We start from the raw sequence: 17,638 nt of genomic DNA, 5'->3' as shown, positions 1-17,638 counted from the left end.
ACGCCCCATGACCACAGCAAAAGAACGCCCCAGCGGCCCAGGATTGATTTTTGGACCCGGCCCCCAAGGATGGTGGGATTCTGAACGCGTCTCTTGCCCAAAGGTCATCCGCGGCGAGGATGGTACCTGGCGCATGTGGTACTACGGACGCGACGAGACCTTTGATCGTAAAATCGGTCTGCCGACGGGTCGTGTTGGCTTAGCCACCTCCACGGATGGCCTTAACTGGGAGCGGATCAAAGGCCCTGGTGTTATGGGCTCCGTGCTCGATCCACACCCTGATCCAAGCCGATTTGATTCAGCCCATGTCGGCGTCAACGATGTCTACAAAGAAGGCGATCTGTATTGGATGTGGTACTTTGGTGGGGATCAGACCGTCAACAATGTACGCGGCTTCGAAATGAAAGGCTTCCCGATGCGCTCGGGCGCAGCCATTTCCCGCGACGGTGTTCACTGGACACGCATCGAAGGTCCTTACAACGGCGCCCTTCTCGACGCCGGCAAGCCCGGCGAGTTCGATGTTTTTATGGCATCCTGGCCACAAATCGTAAAATGGGACGATGGCAGCTGGCGGCTTTACTATCACACTCTTGATCCCAGCCAGGGCTATGTGATGGCCTGGGCAGAGTCTGAAGATGGCCTGCGATTTGAAAAACGCGGACCTTTGTTGGGCGCTGGTCCAAAGGGGCGCTTTGATGATTACGGCCTCGCCACCCGCCACGTCATTAAACTCAAAGATCAATGGTGCCTGTTTTACGAAGGCTGCCAGGATGTCGGCACCGCACCTGAAGTCGATCGCCAGATTGGTGTGGCCGTCTCTGATGATGGATTAAACTGGGAACGTGTCGACGGGCCTCATGAGAACAAGTCGATCATACCTCAGTCACCAAAAGGATCGGGGCTCTGGGATCACCGTCTGGGCTGTCCTTGGGTGGTGCCCATGGACGATGGCAGTCTGCGTATGTACTACATCGGATCCAACGAACGCGATGGCGAAGGTGGTGAGCTCGGCAGCGTGCATCAGATTGGCATGGCCGTCAGCGATGGCGATATCACCAAGTGGGAGCGGTGGACCGCCTAGACCAAGAGCGGTGGACCGCCTGAACCAAACGAGAGCGGTGGACCGCCTAGAGCTTTCTGAGGTCTAAATCTGCGGCCTCGCCAGCCCAGGCATTGAGCAGTAAATCCTCGGTGGCACTGGCAGCCACATCATCCCCCAAAGTTTTGTAGGTCTCTAAAAGACCATACAAGACGAGGCCATTGTTCGGGGCATTGATGAGGCTGGCTTTAAAGACCTTTACAGCATCATCAGTGCGGCCAGCCGCCATGTAGGCTGCGCCGAGAGACTGCCGCACCGGGTAATACCAGTAGGGTGGTTCCATATAATTTACCGTGTCCTGTAAGGAGACACCCGCTTCAAAGTGTTGGATCGCGGCGTTCAAATTCCCATCTGTTTGGGCGATACGGCCTAGGGCAACCTGTTGGGCTATGGAAAGCAACGTCGGCGCTGGCACACCGCCCCGAACGAGGGCTCTAAAATCAGCCTGTTCGTTAAGAGCCGCAATTTCATCCACCTCGTTCAGCGCGAGAGTTGAGTCGCCCGCACGCGCCAAAGACACAGCCCGCGCATAGTGCCACATGGCTTTAACGTAGGGTGATAATTCGCCAGGGTCCGGCAACGCCATAACTTGCTCATGACTGCCATACTGCGCATACGCAAATAGTGAAGACGCCTTAACCGGCTGAACCCAAGGAGCTGTGTTCACCATTTCAATCGGCAGTAACGCATCAAGTTTATCTGCAAATGCCAGAGTCCGAGCGCGATCTCCGGCCATCTGCGCTGAAACCAGCACAAAGTGAATGTTGTGTGGGTAATACCCAAACTCATACATGCCGCCCTTTATCGCCTCAGGACGCTGAAAATACGCTTCATCCACAGCGACGGCTTCTATGTTTGTCTCCAGCGAATCAAGATAGCGCCCAATGCGATAATAAATATGCGACGGCATATGCACGATATGCCCAGCGCCGGGCATTAGACCGTGCATCTGGTCTGCATAGGGTTCCGCCCGTTCTGGTGTCGTAGACGCTTCAACCAGGTGAATATACTGATGAATCGCGCCCGGGTGTTTCGGGTTATAAGACAAAACACCCTCAACCAGTTCGATAGCTGTGCCAACACGACCCGCCGGCGTCCGCCCATCGGCTTCCCAGTACTGCCAGGGTGATTCTGTCATAATGGCATCCGCCGTCAGCAGCGCAATTTCGTGATCTTCAGGGTACGCAGCCTGAACCTCAATCATGGCATCGGCAAACGCCGTATTAAAAGGGCCCGGGCGTTGCGCAGCCCGTTCTCCATATCGCTGTTGCAGCGCGGCGACCAGCGCCTGCTCTCGCGGCGCGGTCGCGCTGACTTTCTTCTGTGCACGCTGAGCCGCCTTTGAGGCTTGTGCGCCAGCTTCCGGCGACATGGCTGCGTTGATGTTGGGACCTAAGGCATAAGCCTCACCCCAATCACACATGGCACACTCTGGGTCTAAGCTCTGCGCGGCCTGAAAAGAGCGCACAGCTTCTGCATGATTGAAGCCGGTGATAAACCGAAGTCCCTGATTGAAATAGGCTTGGGCTTTCTGAGACTCCGTTGTGATCGTAAAGGCAATCGTGCCCAGATCAGAGTACAACGGCGGCAGCACCTCTTCATCCGCGGTCTCGTCTGCAGCGTATGCGTTACTCATAGCGGCAGCTTCAAAAGCTTGCTGTAGCAGTGAAGGGTGCTGCCCCCTTTGAGCGACCGGACCACAAATCGACTGGGCGACTCCAGCCGGGCTGAACAACTCCGCCATTTTATCCGCATCGATGGGGAGCGCTGTCTCTTTGCTCGACTTAAAAGCAAGGCCAGCAGTGATCACACCAGCAAGAGTGATGACACATACGAAGCTCAACATTATGAATTCAGTTTTCAGCACAGAAGCTCTCTTTTTCGAAATTTAGTGCGGTGGTGTTGCAATGCTAGGCACCTAAAGCTGCACAAACATAGGCATTCCAAAACGTTTCACAATACGAAATGCCTTAAGCTTCACGTTTAGTAATAAAGATGGCGGGCTATCCTATAAGCTTCAAAGTTTTGCCTTAATTGCAGCGCATGTTAGGGAAGGTCGAAACGTAGTCACTGCGTTAAGCCATCATTCTGAGGAGATAAAGATGAAATCCCGCAATGCACTTACACTCTCTGCTTTCGCCTTGTCAGTCGGATTGTCAGTCGGATTAGCAACTGCACCAGCACTTGCCGAGTCAGACGGTAAAACGCAACAATGCATCCAACTGCAGGCCATTGATCAAACCCCCGTCATCGACAACAAAACCATTTTGGTCGAAATGAAGGGCAACAAATACAAGCGGATTGATCTGGTTAACCGCTGTAGCGGCTTGAAAATTGAGGGCGGATTCAGCCACTCTACCTCAATCAATCAACTCTGCGTTCAAGATACGCTACGTGTTTTACGTTCTGGTGGAATTTGCATGATCGACCAAATCGTCGACATTACGGAAGAAGAGGCAATCGCCTTGAAGGCGAGAGACTAAGAACCTTGAAGGCGAGAGACTCAAAACAACTAAAGCTGTATTTGGCTATTATCCCTCGCGTGGACCGACTGTAAAGTAAAGCAACGCTGAGGCTTTGCACGTCAGTTCACGCCGGGGAATTCCAGGGGGGTCAAAGCAGTAGCACCCTTCGCTGAAAATATTTCCATCTGAGCCGTCTACTTCTCCCTCGAGAATATAAAATTCTTCAAAACGGGAAAGCGCCTCGCCTTTTTGGCCAGACGACCACCCCGGCTTAGTCCGCAATAGCACTGAGCCTTCATCCGTTGCCGGGTCAAGACTGAGCACAAACCGGTCAAAGGCGCCTTGGGTTTCCCAATCTTCATCGGGCAGTTCAGCGTGATACGCAACAACGCGGCGCGGGGGCGCTTCACTCACGTAATACGGCGACAGGCGCTCTGGCGCTTCAACAAAGTTAAAGTCTAACTCCCGCCCGACACGCGACAGAAACCAGGACTCCTCTGGCACTACGCTTTTAAAGCCATGCACGGTTTCCGGTGGGTGGAAGCAATAAGACTGAGGTGTCAACCAAACCTGACTATCAAAAGACATACGCCCCTTAACAATCAGCAGCTCCTCGGTGGTGTGATGGTAGTGAGCGGCACCCGGCGGATTCATGCCTTCTTCCGGCTCCAGGCGATTCAGCGCCGTTCGCTCTCCTGTTAACGGGTCACGACTCAGAAGTTTAGAATAAATACCCGGCGGACCAGGCTTCATCCACGGCATCGCATAGGTATCAAGAAATGGAACGGGGTCACGCATGGCTCTAGGACTCTCTCATATGTTATTTAGGTCAGTGTGCCCAACCCTGGGCACATCTCAAAGCAACATCGACAGTCTGGTCACAACGTGAAATAGGCACACCATGCTACTCCAAGATAATCATGCCGCTATGAGCGTCGGATTGCAGTAAACGGTTGCGACCTATTTATGACGCGGCCAACGACCGCAACAAATCAAGGGCTTCGTCTACACCGGGGGCATTGATTTCAGTTGGATAGATAAGGTGTACCGGACGCAGAAAAATTGGCGCAGACTTGATGCGATAAAGCTTTTTGTTTGTTAAATGCGTTTGGACAGACGTTTTGGTAAAATACCCCGCACCGCCGAATTGCAGGATGTGCGTTAAGCCCACCGACCCCAAACTCACACGTAATTCCCGTGCCGAAGGCGCTGGATGCATGACCCCGTGCCAGACTTCGAAATCAGGGCCCCAGTCAACAGCCACATAATCTTTCGCTGCTGTACCTTTGTGTCGCGCATGCGTTGCGACAAGAATTAATTCTTCCTCAAGCAGCAATTCGAGATCAAATCCCGGACGTGCCTCTGGGCTATATAGAACAGCAAAATCCAAAAGTCCTTCGGACAACTGGCGCATCAAAGCGTCGGGGCTACCGACTTCTGCCCGTATGGCCACGTCAGGCAGTTTTAAACGAACCTCGCCCATCCATTGTTGCAGGATGCGTTCCCACAAACCATACTGACCACCCACAGAAATAACCGCGCGCGTTTCTGGCGACAGCGCAACATCGTGGCGGGCCTGTTGCAAAACATGCAACAGCTTGGCGGCATGGGGTTGGAACCTGCGCCCCGCAGTGGTCAGCACAACACCAGATTTGCGGCGGATGAACAGTTCCTGGCCAAGGCGATACTCAAGCTCTTTTATACGAGCACTTACCGTAGACTGGGTTACGTTTAGAACATCGGCGGCACGCACGAAACTTCGGGTTTCGATAACCTCAACAAACGTCCTGATCTGCTCAAAGTCCATAAGTCTGACGCCGCCTGAATGCTATGCATTTATATCGAATTTATCGATAATATCTATTCATTAAATTTGTTTGTTAGATGTTTCACGCACTCTTATTGTTCAATGGCTCGATGAATGGTTCATCGGGATTTTTCGGAGATAACCCTCATGGGTGCCATCAAGAAACCAGCTTCAAAGCCATCAGCTCCTGCCGGCAAGGGTGCCAGCACAAGCAAGTCCTCTGCAAAACCTGCATCAGGCAAGAAGTAACATTAACAGATCACGCGATTGATTGCCTCCCCGGCTTTCGGATCGCTTAAAGTCCTACAGTAAATTCGACACCCCTCGTTTTACCAAGGACAGATCTGTGACGCTACCAATAGACCGGTCCGACAGGCCCAAGCCTTCGGGCCGGTTTTTTTGAGACCTCTTTTTTAGATACACTGTTTTTCAGACACACTGCGAATTTGACAAGGCTCACAGCCCTTGGGTGACTATCTCCAACTCGGTTGTCTCAAACTCTAGGCCAATGCCCGGGCCAAAATTCAGTTTCATTTTAAGAAGACCGCAATCCGGATCTGTCACCCAAATCTCCGTGCCACTTAACATGCGGAAGTGATTGGCGGTGACCGTCATGCCATTGGCTAGAGTTAAGTCCTCCGTGCCCATAAATGTATACTCAGAGGTCACAAAGCCCCCAATCATGGTGCCTTGCCGGGTGCCACCCGCCCAGTACACAGAATGCGGCTGCTCCCCCGGCGCATCATAATCATAATCGAGAAAATTCAGGCCATCGCCGGAGTTGGGTCCGGTACCAATAGAGTCCGCGGCATCGAACGCCTCAACATATTCTGTTTTTGGCGCACCGGTTGCACCTTCAAATCCAATATCCGTTGCCGTGACATGTGCCCCAAGGCCCTGCAAGACAACATAGGTAGACCCCAACACCCCAGCGCTCGCGACAGTGCTCATGAAAGCCTCTTTCACGTGATGATCTGCGCCGACGCGAATCATGGCATGCCGCGCTTCATCAAACGTATTGCTGGCCGCGACGACGTGGAGATAACGCTCCCCATTGTTATGCACATACATGGTCCAGCGCTCAACACCGCATGACGTATTGTTTTTATTGGTGTCCACACATTCTGTTTTGCCGCGAATGATTTTCGCGAGACCTGAACCAACATTCTCAGCAGCGCGCGGCGCAGCAACAGCTATTAAACCCAGCCCCGCGAACAGTAGCACTGTCATTATGCTTACAGACTTCAACTCGGAAGAAAACTTCATCACCACACTCCTTTAATCACTACAATGAAGTGTAGCGCAGCTATGAAAAAGCCCGGCAAGAAAAAGCCCGGCACATGGCCGGGCTGTTCCTAAAATAAATTTCGATGGGTCTGTAATTTACGGCCAATGGCTACCATCAGGATTAATCACCTGCGCCGTGTCCGCCGTCATCGGATCAACGTGATCATGTGGATGCTCGAAGTCGTGTGGCACGTGGTTATGGTCCTGGGTCAAAATCCATTTGTACATGGCCGGTTTTTGACGCGCCAAACGGGCGGCGGCGCGCTCGGCATTTTCCTGCGGAGAGGAATACGGATCATGGTGGAAATGGTTGTGTAAATCCCCGTCCGTACGGCCAATCGCCAGAATGCCATGCTCGGACGCAAAGCAGCCGTGATTGATATAGGCCGGACGCCAGAAGTACCCCCCCGTGGGCAGATTACCGAACTGCATCATCCAGGATGTTCCCCAGATATGGTAAGCCTCTTCAGCGCAGTCGTGGTAGCTGATGTTGTCCTGCCAAAAGCCCGGCACCATGCAGTATAAGAAGGTCATGCCATGAGTCTTCTCGTCATAGTGCAGCATCTTCAGCAAACAGCCCGGGGCTGTGGCCGGAAACAACGCATTCCCCGACCAGTCTAAGCCGTCATAAGAATTGACACTGGCGAAGTGTGTTTCATCGCAGTCATCATGATTGGCGTCAGACTCTTGAAAGCTCGGCTGACCATAGTTGTAAAAGATCAAGCACAGCGCGCCCTGCTCAGACGACATTGCGGGCATCGCTTTGCCAGCCGGAACAAAAAGGTAATGCCCTTTCACACAAAGTTGGTCGCCATACTTCAGCGAGCCTTCCTGAATGAAAATTTCCATTTCGTTGTAACAGAAACCGGGCGGTTGCTTGAAACCAGCATCGTACTGCACGGTCATGGTCACAGCGCCGTTATCAGTATCCATACTCAGGGTTTTGTATTGCATCCCATTCGGCATGCCAGACATCGTCATCTTCTTGAAGCCGACGTCACGATCTACAAAGGGTTCAATATGTGGGCGAGCCATAGTGCGTCTCCTAAAATGTAGCGCCGGTTCCGAAAATCGTTTTCAGGCGGCAGCGTATCAAACTATTACCAAACGAATGTACAGTCGTTTCTAGTAAACGACCTGAAGCGGGCGACCGTCGCGGGGGCGAATTTCCTCTTTGGGAATCACGCGGCGATTTTCCGCGTGCCAGTGGAAGCCGCGTGTTTGAACACGGTGCAGAAAATCAGCGACCCATTTTTCGCGCTCAGCGGTCAAATCTTCCATCTCTTTGACGATGGTTTCGTAACGCGCAATTTGCTCTTGCAGTTCTTCTGCGAACCACGCTTTTTCATCAGCCGTCATCTCTGGCCGAAGATTGCCTTTACCTGTCAGGCTTCCAAGTGTCACAGCGTTCCTCCTTCTTTAACTCTCTCTATTCATAGCAAGATTATCTGCACGAATTCCATGGCTTGGAAATATTTTTTCCGGTTTCCACAAAATTTCACGCAAACCCTCTACAAACCCAAAAACACAATCGCCCCACCAGATGCTGCAACTGCACCCCCGGCCAGCGCGTGGCTAAATCGTGCCACGGGGGCAAAGGAAAGCTGTTTCAAACCAAACAGGGCAATGGCGACCACAGTGGTCATGGTGATTAATGTTGCAGTGCCAAAAATAGCAGCAACACCGATCACACCCATCCAACTTTGCTGCGCTGCGGGATACATCAAAATGGGAATCAAGGGCTCGCACGGGCCAAGCACAAAAATAATAAACAGCGCCCAAGGCGTAAGACTGACCTTCGCCGTCGCAGTATGTACGTGCGCATGACTGCCGTGATGATTGTGCTTATGCTTGTGAACATCGCCGTCGCCATGGGTATGGACATGGACATGAGGGCGGTCTTTAAACGCTTTCTTTAGACCCCAAGCTAGATACGTCATGCCAAACGCAATCAGCGCCCAAGCCGCCCAATCGCCGCGCACCGCTTCAATCGTTTCCAGGCTTCCAACCGTCAGTCCGAAGATAATACCAACAGCCCCAAGCGCCATTGATCCCGCCACATGGCCCAATCCGCATAAGCTTGTGATGGTGAGTGCTTTCGCCTTGGACCAGCCGCGGGCCTTGGCCATAACAATGAAAGGAAGATAATGATCCGGGCCCAGCAACGTATGCAAAAAGCCAATCGACGCAGCCGTTGCAATCAGCACAATTAATTCAGGCGTCACCCAGACCATCCCCATAACTTATAATTTTGCTGCTTTCAGCCGTAGCGGCATTTTTGGCATGGCGCAAGAACAACCCTCATTGATTTGGGTCAATTGCAATCGCGCCTCGTAACGTCTTTACCTCAAGCGAGCTTGTCGTAACCGATCAAGCCGAAGCCTGTGACGTGCGTCCGTTAAATAAAACAATCCGCCGAACACCGTAATCAAAACGCCGAGTCCCGTTGCCCCGACTATGAGAAACATAATCAGGATTTGATAGCGCACCGCTTCCGTTGGCGGCACACCCGCTAAGATTTGACCGGTCATCATACCAGGTAATGACACAACCCCCGCCGCGGCCATCGCATTGATCATCGGCATCAAACCCGTGCGAATCGCAGATCGCGCCAGCGGACCACAGGCGACCCAGCGAGTCGCGCCTAAACACAGCTGCGCTTCTATGGCGGCGCGATCACGCGCAACTCCCGTGGTCAGCGTACTGAGACTCAGCGCAATACCCGTCATGGAGTTACCGAGAATCATACCCAACAAGGGAATGGCATACTGCGGATCATACCAAGGGTCGGGGCCGATTTGCGTGGTCAGCGCCAGCACCGTGACCAACGCAGACGAAAAGCTCATGGCGGCGGCACCGAGTCCGTAAGACCAAAATCCCGTCAGACGGCGGTCTTGCCGCGCCGCCACTTCGTAGCCAGCAAAGACGATCATCACCACCGCAATGAGCCCGGTCCACACTGGCGATGACAGATCAAACACGACTGTTAAAATATAACCAACGAGCGTCAACTGAACGATCATACGCAGCGTCGCAACCAGCAGCGTGCGCTCGATCTTCAAGCCAAGCATCAAGGACAACGCACCGTTTGCGACGATCAACAGAGATCCAACCGCAAGGTCGGCTACTGACAGACTAATATAGGTCACGACAAGCCCGCGTCGGACATGCGTTCAACGCGGCCTTGATCAACAACAGCGTGCTGCGCATTCAAGCGTACAATCTGCGCCGGATCATGGGTCACCAGCACCACTGTTGTTCCGGACGATAAGCGATGCTTGATCACGCGCTCGACCAATTCTGTCGCCTCGTCATCCAACGCTGAAGTCGGTTCATCCAGCAGCAAAACCTCTGGGTCTGTTAGCAACGCCCGCACCAGCGCCAAACGTTGTTTTTCGCCGGTCGACAACCGCGCCACCTCCCACGCCAGGCAAGAGGGGTCCAATCCAATATCAGCGAGCAAGGTCGTAACGTCACCGTCGGGCATGTGCGGACCAACAACATCACCCCACCACCCCGACTCCGCTGGGACATAAGCAACCGCGCGACGCCATTCCGGCGCGGTGGCTTGTGACCGCAACACCGTTTCTGTGGCCGCGTCACCTTCATTTAAATCCAGATCAGCGATGGCCCGCAGCAGGATGGATTTTCCCGATCCTGATGGCCCGGTAATGCACAAGCACGCCCCATCCTCCAGTTCCAATTCCACCGGGGCCAATCCAAAAGCTTCGAGGTTATGAAGGCGCAGCACAATATGATCCCTAAGCCACATCGCCCTCAGACAGATCGCCGCCAACGCGGATCACCGCACGCCCGCGGATCTGTCGCGCCTCCAAACGCCGGTGCAAGTCAGCCACGTCTGCCAAGTCTACCTCGTCCGTGATCGGGACGCGCCACGCCCCGGTCGCCACATTTTCGATAATGGTCTTATCGGTCTCACTCCCCGGTGGATCTTCTATGGGCGCAAGATTCATGCCTGTCACACTGATGTTCTTGAAAATCAGCGTTGAAACATCAACCGGCGCGGGCATATCCCCCGCCGTCGCACCGATGTAAACCAACCGTCCCATGGGGGCGAGCACGCCAATGTTATGCGCCGCGTTGGGTCCGCCATTGCCATCGACAATCACATCAACGCCGCGACCGCCTGTGGCCGCCCTCACCTGATCAGCCCAATCGTCTTGGGTATAGTCAAAAACATGATCCGCACCGAAGGTTTGCGCAAATGAAACTTTGTCTGCCCCGCCGGCCAAACCAATCACTGTGCAGCCCGCACCCTTGGCGATTTGCGTCGCCAGAATCCCGATAGGCCCCGCCGCCGAATGCAGCAAACAGGTTTCCCCAGGCTGCAAGCGACCGGCCTTGTACAATGCATGCCAGGCGGTAAACGAACAGCCGCGATACACACAACCGGTTTTAAGATCAATTCGTGCATCCAGCGGCAGCAGCATCGCTGCCTTGGCGATGGAGTATTCCGCATAAGCCCCGAAGTTGGCGCGCGAGATCACACGCTGACCGATCAGACTTTCCTTCACCCCGTCACCAACCGCATCCACAATGCCGGTATGTTCCAGCCCCGGCGTAAACGGAAAGGTGATGGGCATAAACCCAATCTTGCCTGCTCGAGCCATGGCATCGAAAGGGTTCATCCCAACATAGGCGACTTTGAGCCTGGCCTCACCCGCAGCAGGTGTCGGCACCGCGATCTCGCGCAGCTGCATCGCCTCTGGTCCACCAAAGGCATCCAGTTGTATCGCGCGCATGGTTTGTGTCATTTCGCCTTACTCACAATGGTTTCCCTTCAACAAGTTCCATCAACGCCCCCGACCCCGGATTGCGCACCACCGCAGCACGGCATCTGCTGTCGCCTGGAATGTCAATGTCCACGGGATCAGAAAACACTGAGGCCCCCACACCCTCACACGCCTGGAGGGCCTGGCTTAGATCGGACACCAGGAAACTTTGCGCCAGATACCCAATATTCGGTGGCACCTGGGTTTCATCTTTTGTCGGGGCGGTATAATTCAGCGGATGTGAGAGGGCGATTTTACCAAAGGGGTGATCCGCCGATACAAACGTCGCCCGTGTTTTTGCCGCCTCCGGACGGCCCAGAAAATGGTTGGTCTCGGGCTTGTCCAAAACATCATCAATAATAACATGCAGCCCTAGAACGCTCTGATAAAACGCCAGGGCTTTCTCGTGATCAATGATCGAATGAGACGTGGTTGAAACGGGCGTGAATCCCGTTGGCGTTTTTCCTTCAGCTTCGACCTCGCGGCGCAGTTTGCCAATGGAGGTGGAGTCATCACCGGTGAGTTCCACCAGATTGATCGCCAAACCATCCGGGCCATCAAACAACACTTCTACCGGCTGCCCGGCTTGCGCACTGACCTCATAACCCACAGGCTCAGACCAAAACGTATAGCCGTCCGCCTGCAAGGTTTTCGTGGTTGTGCGAATATCGTCCACATAGAAGTTGAGATTCCACAAACCGCGATAGGTCCGATCCCCGGGCTCAGGAATCGTAACACGCTGGTCCGCATCAAACGCGATGGCCAGAACACGACCCACTTTTGACGTGCCCGCCGCAAACATCACAGCTTGCGCTGTTGATCCGGCAGGCAACCCCCAATGGGCTTCAAATCCAGGGCCGGCAAGTTTCGCGACCGCGCTCGCGTCAAGACCAATGCGATCGCCATAGAATGACCGCGCCAGATCAAGAGACGACACGCCGAGCACCGCGACCGACAGCGGACTGCTCATTACTCGGCAACCTCATCAATATCCAAGCCCGATGCTTTGTTCTCCATGGCCAAGGCCGCGACGCCAGCAATAAACAGAGGCGGCACGGTGGCCAGCGCAAAGGCCCATTCCCACCCCAACGGCTCGACCGCAAACGCAACGCCGATGGGGAACAACACATGCCCCAGGTTCATCGCAAAGGTACCGGCAATGGCCGACCCCGTTGCTCGCATATGCGTGGGGAACTGCTCGGTGAGAAACGTGCCCATGACCGCATTTGCACCATAGAAAAATGCCGCCATCAAACTGAACCACAACACATCGCCGGCAAAGGTCGTTGGAATCCAGATCAGGCCGCACATGGCCAGCGCCCCCAGCCACAACCAAATCACGATGGTATTGCGCCGTGTGGTGATAAACTCACCCACCAACGACGATCCGATATAGCCAAGGATGCCAATACCGTAGGCAATCCCAACAATCAGCGTCGCGGTTTCTGCGTCGTATCCGCGCACCTCGTTAAAGAACGACGGGAAGTAAAACGCCGTGCCCGCGTAGGCCCCACCAACCATGAAATAGATGACGGCGCACAGCAACGTACGACGGCGGATCTCAGGCGCGAAGACGGCCTTGATGCGCGCCGACCACGGCTCTGCCACTTGACCGGCATCCGCCCTACGCTTTTCTTGAAAGCGCTGACTCTCAGGCAGAAAACGCGCCAGCAGAATCGCAATTGGCACAACCAGAAGTGCGGGTAGAAAAATCGCCCGCCAGCCGTAATTGGCCATGATGGGTGCCGCAACCATGGCGGCGATGAACCACCCAATGGGATAACCACATTGTAAAAAGCCCGTCATCAGCCCGCGATACCGGGCCGGAGCCGCCTCTGACGTGTACGTCACGACGATTGGGGCGAGGCCGATCGAAACAGCAAAGCCAAGAACACGCAAAATTTCCAAGGTCAGAAAATTCGGCACCCAAAAATGCAACCCCACCAGCAGGGCCGACGTCCCAAGGGTGCCAACGAACACGATCTTGCGGCCATAGCGGTCGGCCAAGACTCCCATAAAAACAGCGAACACTGCGGCAAGCAGAAACGACAGTGATAAAATCCGGCCGATATCTGTCAGGTCTTTATCGAATTCTTCCCGGATACCGGGAATGGCGTAACCAAATAAAGATTGATCGAAGTTGGTCAGGGTCCAGCCGAACAGGCAGACAACAAAAATCACCAAGGGATAACCGCGCACCTGGGCAAAAAACCCATCTTGGCGATCAGCCGTCGCGCTGAGGGCCGCGCCGGTGCCCGCGTGTTCGCTTTCAATTGTCATAGATATCCCCTGCATAAAACAGAGGAGAGTGTGGCTGCGACGTTGTTTGAACGCAAGGCCGTTAGCCTTCGGCTCTGGTGTTCCATCTTCACATGCGACGTCACAGTCTGCTTTGAGCTTTGCGGTGCGCTCATAGCCTACAGTTCACACGATGAGAACCGGGGGGCCTTTACCTAAACAAGAAGGTTGTTATCCAAACAAAAAGCGCCATCCCTTCACTGGTCGACAGGACCAAATGAAAGGAATGGCACCTAATGTCTAATATTCAAAAGCGGCGTTAGCGCTGCGCCTGTTGGGCTTCAATGTCCCGCACCACCGATAAACCACGGCGGTTTTGTGACCAGCACGATTCTCCGGAGGCAACACACACTTGGCGTTCTTTGCCGTAGGAAATGGTTTCAACGCGACCGGCATCAATACCTGAGGAGAGCAGGTATTCTTTGACCGCTTGCGCACGACGCTCACCCAAACCAAGGTTGTATTCGCGTGTGCCACGCTCGTCGGCATGCCCCTCAACCACCAGCAAGGCGCTGGGGTATTGGTTTAGCCAATCTGCCTGACGTTTCAAAGCCGCGACGGCTTTATCGTTTAAGGTTGCTTCGTCATAACCAAAAAGCACAGTGTTGCCGATTACTTCGATAAATTCTTGTGCACTGCCCGGAGCAAAGGGTGCAGCGACCGGAACCATGTCGCGATCTGCGTACGATAACGCACTCTCTGTTACTTCGGGTTTGCTAGCACACGCAGCGAGAGTCATCGCCGCGAGCACAGCATATGAGCCGCGTAGCCAATACTTCATTTCAAAAATATCCGTCCAAGGTCATCCGATGGACTATTCACATCGGCGGGCGGGACTTTCGGTGTTTCACCGGCCATACTCAAACGAATAATTTGATTTTTATCTATCGGCTTTCTCGATTGATCGGTTCTGAAACATCGTCCAGATTGATTGACCCAAGAGCCTATGATTCGGGTTTGAGCCTGCGTGCTCTGCCCCTGCGAGGAGACCATAAGACGTGATATCAATACGCGGCCTGACAGCACAATACCGCATGGGCAAAAATACGGTGACGGCTTTAGATGGCATTGATCTTGAGATCGGCCACGGTCAGGTGTTTGTGCTCTTGGGGCCATCGGGCTGTGGCAAAACCACGCTGCTGCGCTGCCTCGCGGGACTGGAAACGCCGACCGCCGGACACATCGAGATCGACGGCGAGATCTTATCAGACGCAGACTCTGGCACCTTTGTCCCACCAGAAGAACGGCCGCTGGCCATGGTCTTTCAGTCTTATGCTATGTGGCCGCATATGAGCGTATTCGATAATGTGGCCTTCCCCCTCAAAGCCGGACGCCGCCGCCCGCCCGTCAATGAGGTCCCGAAACGGGTGAACGATGTCCTTGGCCTGCTAGGGATTGATCACTTGGCAGACCGTTCGGTCACCACCCTCAGCGGTGGGCAGCAACAGCGGGTGGGTCTGGCCCGCGCCTTAGCCTTACAGCCCCGCGTGCTGCTGATGGACGAACCACTGAGCAACTTGGATTTCCGGCTCCAGGTTGAGCTTCGCGGCCAACTGCGCGCGCTGATGCACGAGCTCAAACTGACTACAGTTCACGTCACCCACAACCAGGCTGAAGCGCTGGAGATGGGCGACCGTATTGCCGTGATGGATGCAGGCCATATTGTACAGATTGGCGATCCGGAAACCATTTACCACCGCCCAGTCGATGAGCACGTCGCCCGGTTTGTCGGCGATATGAATATGATTCCCGGCTCCGTCGTGCGCTGGTCCGACGGCACCGCCCAGGTCAAAACCGAGGCCGGAACCTTTCTCGGGATGACGGCTGAGGGCGTTGTGCTGCCAGACGGGGCACATTGCCTGCTGGGAATCCGCCCAGGCGATGTGGTCGTGCCAGCCCCAGCGGGCGCAGATCCAACCACCTGCCTCTACGTCACGGTGACGGATCGCCGGTTTCAGGGCGACCGCATGGTTTATGGCCTTCAAGCAAGCGGTCTTAAAACAAGCACCATCACGCTCGATGTGTCCACCCATCATTCCGTGCGGTTGGGAATCGGATCAGAGGTCCAGATCCAGTTGCCGCCGGACAGCACCATCGCGGTCAAACCCGCCCCAGATAATCGGACGCACCAAACATGAGTCGCCTCAATCCTCTTTGGTTGGTCTACGGCGGCGCGCTCATCGGCCTCAGTTTTGTTTTGGTGTCTCTGGCCGGCAATGTGGTCGGCAGCTTTACCAGTAACGCACAGTTTAATGACTTCACGACAGACGCTTATGTGCGGCTACTAACCGACCCGGGTTTGCCCGCGACGCTAATGCGCACCCTTGGCCTTGGGTTTGGCTCGATCGCCGTCACCCTCACCTTTGCTTTGCCGTTTGCCTGGTTGCTGGCGCGTACAGATTTCCGCTGGAAAACAGGACTGTTCACTCTGCTCGCCGCAAAGCTGGCCATTCCCGGCTTCATCACGGCGATGGCCTATGTCTGGCTGTTCAACCCCTCCGCTGGGCTAGTCAACGCCATGCTCGGCCAGACCAATTACACCGGCGAAGCCGCCTTTGATGTCTATCAGATTAAATGGTTGTGCATGTTGCAGGGTCTGGTGTTGGTGCCCGGTGCAGCATTTATGTTGATTCCCGCCCTGCGCAATCTGGATGGCAGTTTAGAGGAAGCCGCCCGCACGGCCGGCGTACCGGCCTGGAAAACCTTCCAACATATTGTGTTGCCGCTGTTGGCCCCCGGCGTACTGGCTGTTGCTGTGTTTTACTTCGTTGTCGCCGTTGAGATGTTCGACTTCGTCGCCATCATCGCACCGCCCGGCGACGTGCTGGTGCTGACCATTTACGAGGCCCTCAACGCCGTCGATGGACTCCCTGACTATGGTCTGGCTGGGTCTGCAGGCGTTCTGCTGTTCGTTCTCAGCGCAGGCGCAATTTTGTTTTATGTCCGCTTTCTACGTCAGGCCAAAAAGTATGCCGTCCTCAGCGGCAAGCGGCGTGACCCCGGATTGGTCCGCCTTGGCAAATGGCATGGCGCGGCCTCGGCCTTTGTGTGGCTCTGGGTGTTCCTGACGGTTGGTTTACCTGTGATCACGCTGGTATGGGTCTCACTCGTGCCGTTTATCCAGCCGCCCTCGGCAGGCGCTTTGGAGAACGTGTCCCTCTTCGGGTTTCTCGATGGCTTGTCTTACCTGCGCGAGCCGTTGATCAACACCGGCTTCGTCATGGCGGGCACCATCTTCATGGCCATGACCTTTGCCATCTGCCTGACCTGGGTGGTCACGCGCAGTCGCTCGCGTATCTCACCCTGGGCCGACGCGTTGGTGTTTCTCGCACCCGCCGTCCCGGCCATCGTCACAGCCACCGCCTTTCAGGTGATGGGCATTGCCGTTTATCAGTGGCTGCCCTTGTATGGCACCCTGTGGCTGATCATGGCCGCCATGGGCACACGCATGCTGGCCTACTGCACCCGCACGATGAATTCCGCCGCGCTGCAAATTCACCCCGAGTTGGAAGAAGCCGCCTGGGTGTCCGGTCTCAGCCGCTGGCGCACCTTCCGCGGGTTGTTTCTGCCCCTCATGGCCCCGGCGATTTTCTATGCCGCTCTGATGGTCGGCATGCTTGCCGCCCGCGATCTCACTCTGCCGTTAATCATGAACAGCGCGGGCACGCCCTTGGTCTCGGTCTTGATCTTTGACCTGCAAACCAATGGGGAAACCGCCAGTGCCGCCGCCGTCGCCTTGTATATGATTGTGGTACTGGTCGCCCTGGCCCTGACCGCGCGCAAACTCACCGGCATGGCTGAACCAGGGGCTGAACCGGGCTTAGAACGAACGCGCTGATCAATTATTCGGTTGTAAGTCTGGCCCTGCTGGTGACCCTTGCGTAAACTG

Annotated in this window: 17 protein-coding genes; 4 read left to right on the top strand and 13 right to left on the bottom strand. The window is 54.9% G+C overall.

Features of this window, described 5'->3' with window-relative positions:
* Positions 1-7 precede the first annotated feature (7 nt).
* Positions 8-1,081, top strand: coding sequence for a hypothetical protein (locus RIC29_05560; protein ID MEQ8734369.1), 1,074 nt, complete (start codon positions 8-10; stop codon positions 1,079-1,081).
* Positions 1,082-1,127: 46 nt separating this feature from the next.
* Here the strand turns inward: RIC29_05560 and RIC29_05555 are convergent, their stop codons facing one another.
* Positions 1,128-2,966: a hypothetical protein gene (locus tag RIC29_05555; protein ID MEQ8734368.1), complete on the bottom strand. Its 1,839-nt coding sequence runs from the start codon at positions 2,964-2,966 to the stop codon at positions 1,128-1,130.
* 235 nt (positions 2,967-3,201) lie between these two features.
* Here RIC29_05555 and RIC29_05550 point away from each other — a divergent pair, with 235 nt between their 5' ends.
* Positions 3,202-3,582, top strand: coding sequence for a hypothetical protein (locus RIC29_05550; protein ID MEQ8734367.1), 381 nt, complete (start codon positions 3,202-3,204; stop codon positions 3,580-3,582).
* 48 nt (positions 3,583-3,630) lie between these two features.
* On the opposite strand, the gene RIC29_05545 is transcribed toward RIC29_05550, so the two are convergent.
* The 12 genes from RIC29_05545 to pal form a co-directional block, all read right to left on the bottom strand.
* Positions 3,631-4,362 (bottom strand): hypothetical protein, encoded by a 732-nt coding sequence (locus RIC29_05545; GenBank protein MEQ8734366.1) that lies wholly within the window; start codon positions 4,360-4,362, stop codon positions 3,631-3,633.
* 166 nt (positions 4,363-4,528) lie between these two features.
* Positions 4,529-5,371, bottom strand: a complete 843-nt coding sequence (locus RIC29_05540; protein ID MEQ8734365.1) for a LysR family transcriptional regulator — start codon at positions 5,369-5,371, stop codon at positions 4,529-4,531.
* Positions 5,372-5,827: 456 nt separating this feature from the next.
* Positions 5,828-6,637: a hypothetical protein gene (locus tag RIC29_05535; GenBank protein MEQ8734364.1), complete on the bottom strand. Its 810-nt coding sequence runs from the start codon at positions 6,635-6,637 to the stop codon at positions 5,828-5,830.
* 117 nt (positions 6,638-6,754) lie between these two features.
* On the bottom strand, positions 6,755-7,693 hold the full coding sequence (locus RIC29_05530; protein MEQ8734363.1) for a DUF4437 domain-containing protein: 939 nt from the start codon (positions 7,691-7,693) through the stop codon (positions 6,755-6,757).
* A gap of 90 nt (positions 7,694-7,783) precedes the next feature.
* On the bottom strand, positions 7,784-8,062 hold the full coding sequence (locus RIC29_05525) for a hypothetical protein (protein ID MEQ8734362.1): 279 nt from the start codon (positions 8,060-8,062) through the stop codon (positions 7,784-7,786).
* A gap of 107 nt (positions 8,063-8,169) precedes the next feature.
* Positions 8,170-8,883 (bottom strand): sulfite exporter TauE/SafE family protein, encoded by a 714-nt coding sequence (locus RIC29_05520; protein MEQ8734361.1) that lies wholly within the window; start codon positions 8,881-8,883, stop codon positions 8,170-8,172.
* Between the two features lie 117 nt (positions 8,884-9,000).
* On the bottom strand, positions 9,001-9,807 hold the full coding sequence (gene fetB, locus RIC29_05515; GenBank protein ID MEQ8734360.1) for an iron export ABC transporter permease subunit FetB: 807 nt from the start codon (positions 9,805-9,807) through the stop codon (positions 9,001-9,003).
* Positions 9,804-10,409 (bottom strand): ABC transporter ATP-binding protein, encoded by a 606-nt coding sequence (locus RIC29_05510; protein MEQ8734359.1) that lies wholly within the window; start codon positions 10,407-10,409, stop codon positions 9,804-9,806. Before RIC29_05510 ends, fetB begins: the two co-directional genes overlap by 4 nt.
* Positions 10,410-10,419: 10 nt before the next feature.
* A complete protein-coding gene (locus RIC29_05505) occupies positions 10,420-11,421 on the bottom strand; it encodes a zinc-binding dehydrogenase (protein ID MEQ8734358.1) in 1,002 nt (333 codons plus the stop codon).
* 22 nt (positions 11,422-11,443) lie between these two features.
* Positions 11,444-12,421 (bottom strand): hypothetical protein, encoded by a 978-nt coding sequence (locus RIC29_05500; protein MEQ8734357.1) that lies wholly within the window; start codon positions 12,419-12,421, stop codon positions 11,444-11,446.
* Positions 12,421-13,731, bottom strand: coding sequence for an MFS transporter (locus RIC29_05495; GenBank protein MEQ8734356.1), 1,311 nt, complete (start codon positions 13,729-13,731; stop codon positions 12,421-12,423). Before RIC29_05495 ends, RIC29_05500 begins: the two co-directional genes overlap by 1 nt.
* Before the next feature lie 277 nt (positions 13,732-14,008).
* Positions 14,009-14,530 carry a peptidoglycan-associated lipoprotein Pal gene (gene pal, locus RIC29_05490; GenBank protein MEQ8734355.1) on the bottom strand — a complete coding sequence of 174 codons (522 nt, stop codon included), beginning with the start codon at positions 14,528-14,530 and terminating at the stop codon, positions 14,009-14,011.
* Between the two features lie 217 nt (positions 14,531-14,747).
* On the opposite strand from pal, the gene RIC29_05485 reads away from it, so the two are divergent.
* Together RIC29_05485 and RIC29_05480 are read left to right on the top strand one after the other, a co-directional pair.
* Complete coding sequence (locus RIC29_05485) at positions 14,748-15,887, top strand: ABC transporter ATP-binding protein (protein ID MEQ8734354.1); 1,140 nt, start codon at positions 14,748-14,750, stop codon at positions 15,885-15,887.
* A complete protein-coding gene (locus RIC29_05480; protein MEQ8734353.1) occupies positions 15,884-17,587 on the top strand; it encodes an iron ABC transporter permease in 1,704 nt (567 codons plus the stop codon). Before RIC29_05485 ends, RIC29_05480 begins: the two co-directional genes overlap by 4 nt.
* Positions 17,588-17,638: the final 51 nt, after the last annotated feature.

Source organism: Rhodospirillaceae bacterium, from assembly GCA_040219235.1.
Lineage (GTDB): Bacteria > Pseudomonadota > Alphaproteobacteria > Rhodospirillales > Rhodospirillaceae > WLXB01.
Note: the sequence above shows the minus strand (reverse complement) of the source record. Positions and strands in the feature narration are given on the sequence as shown.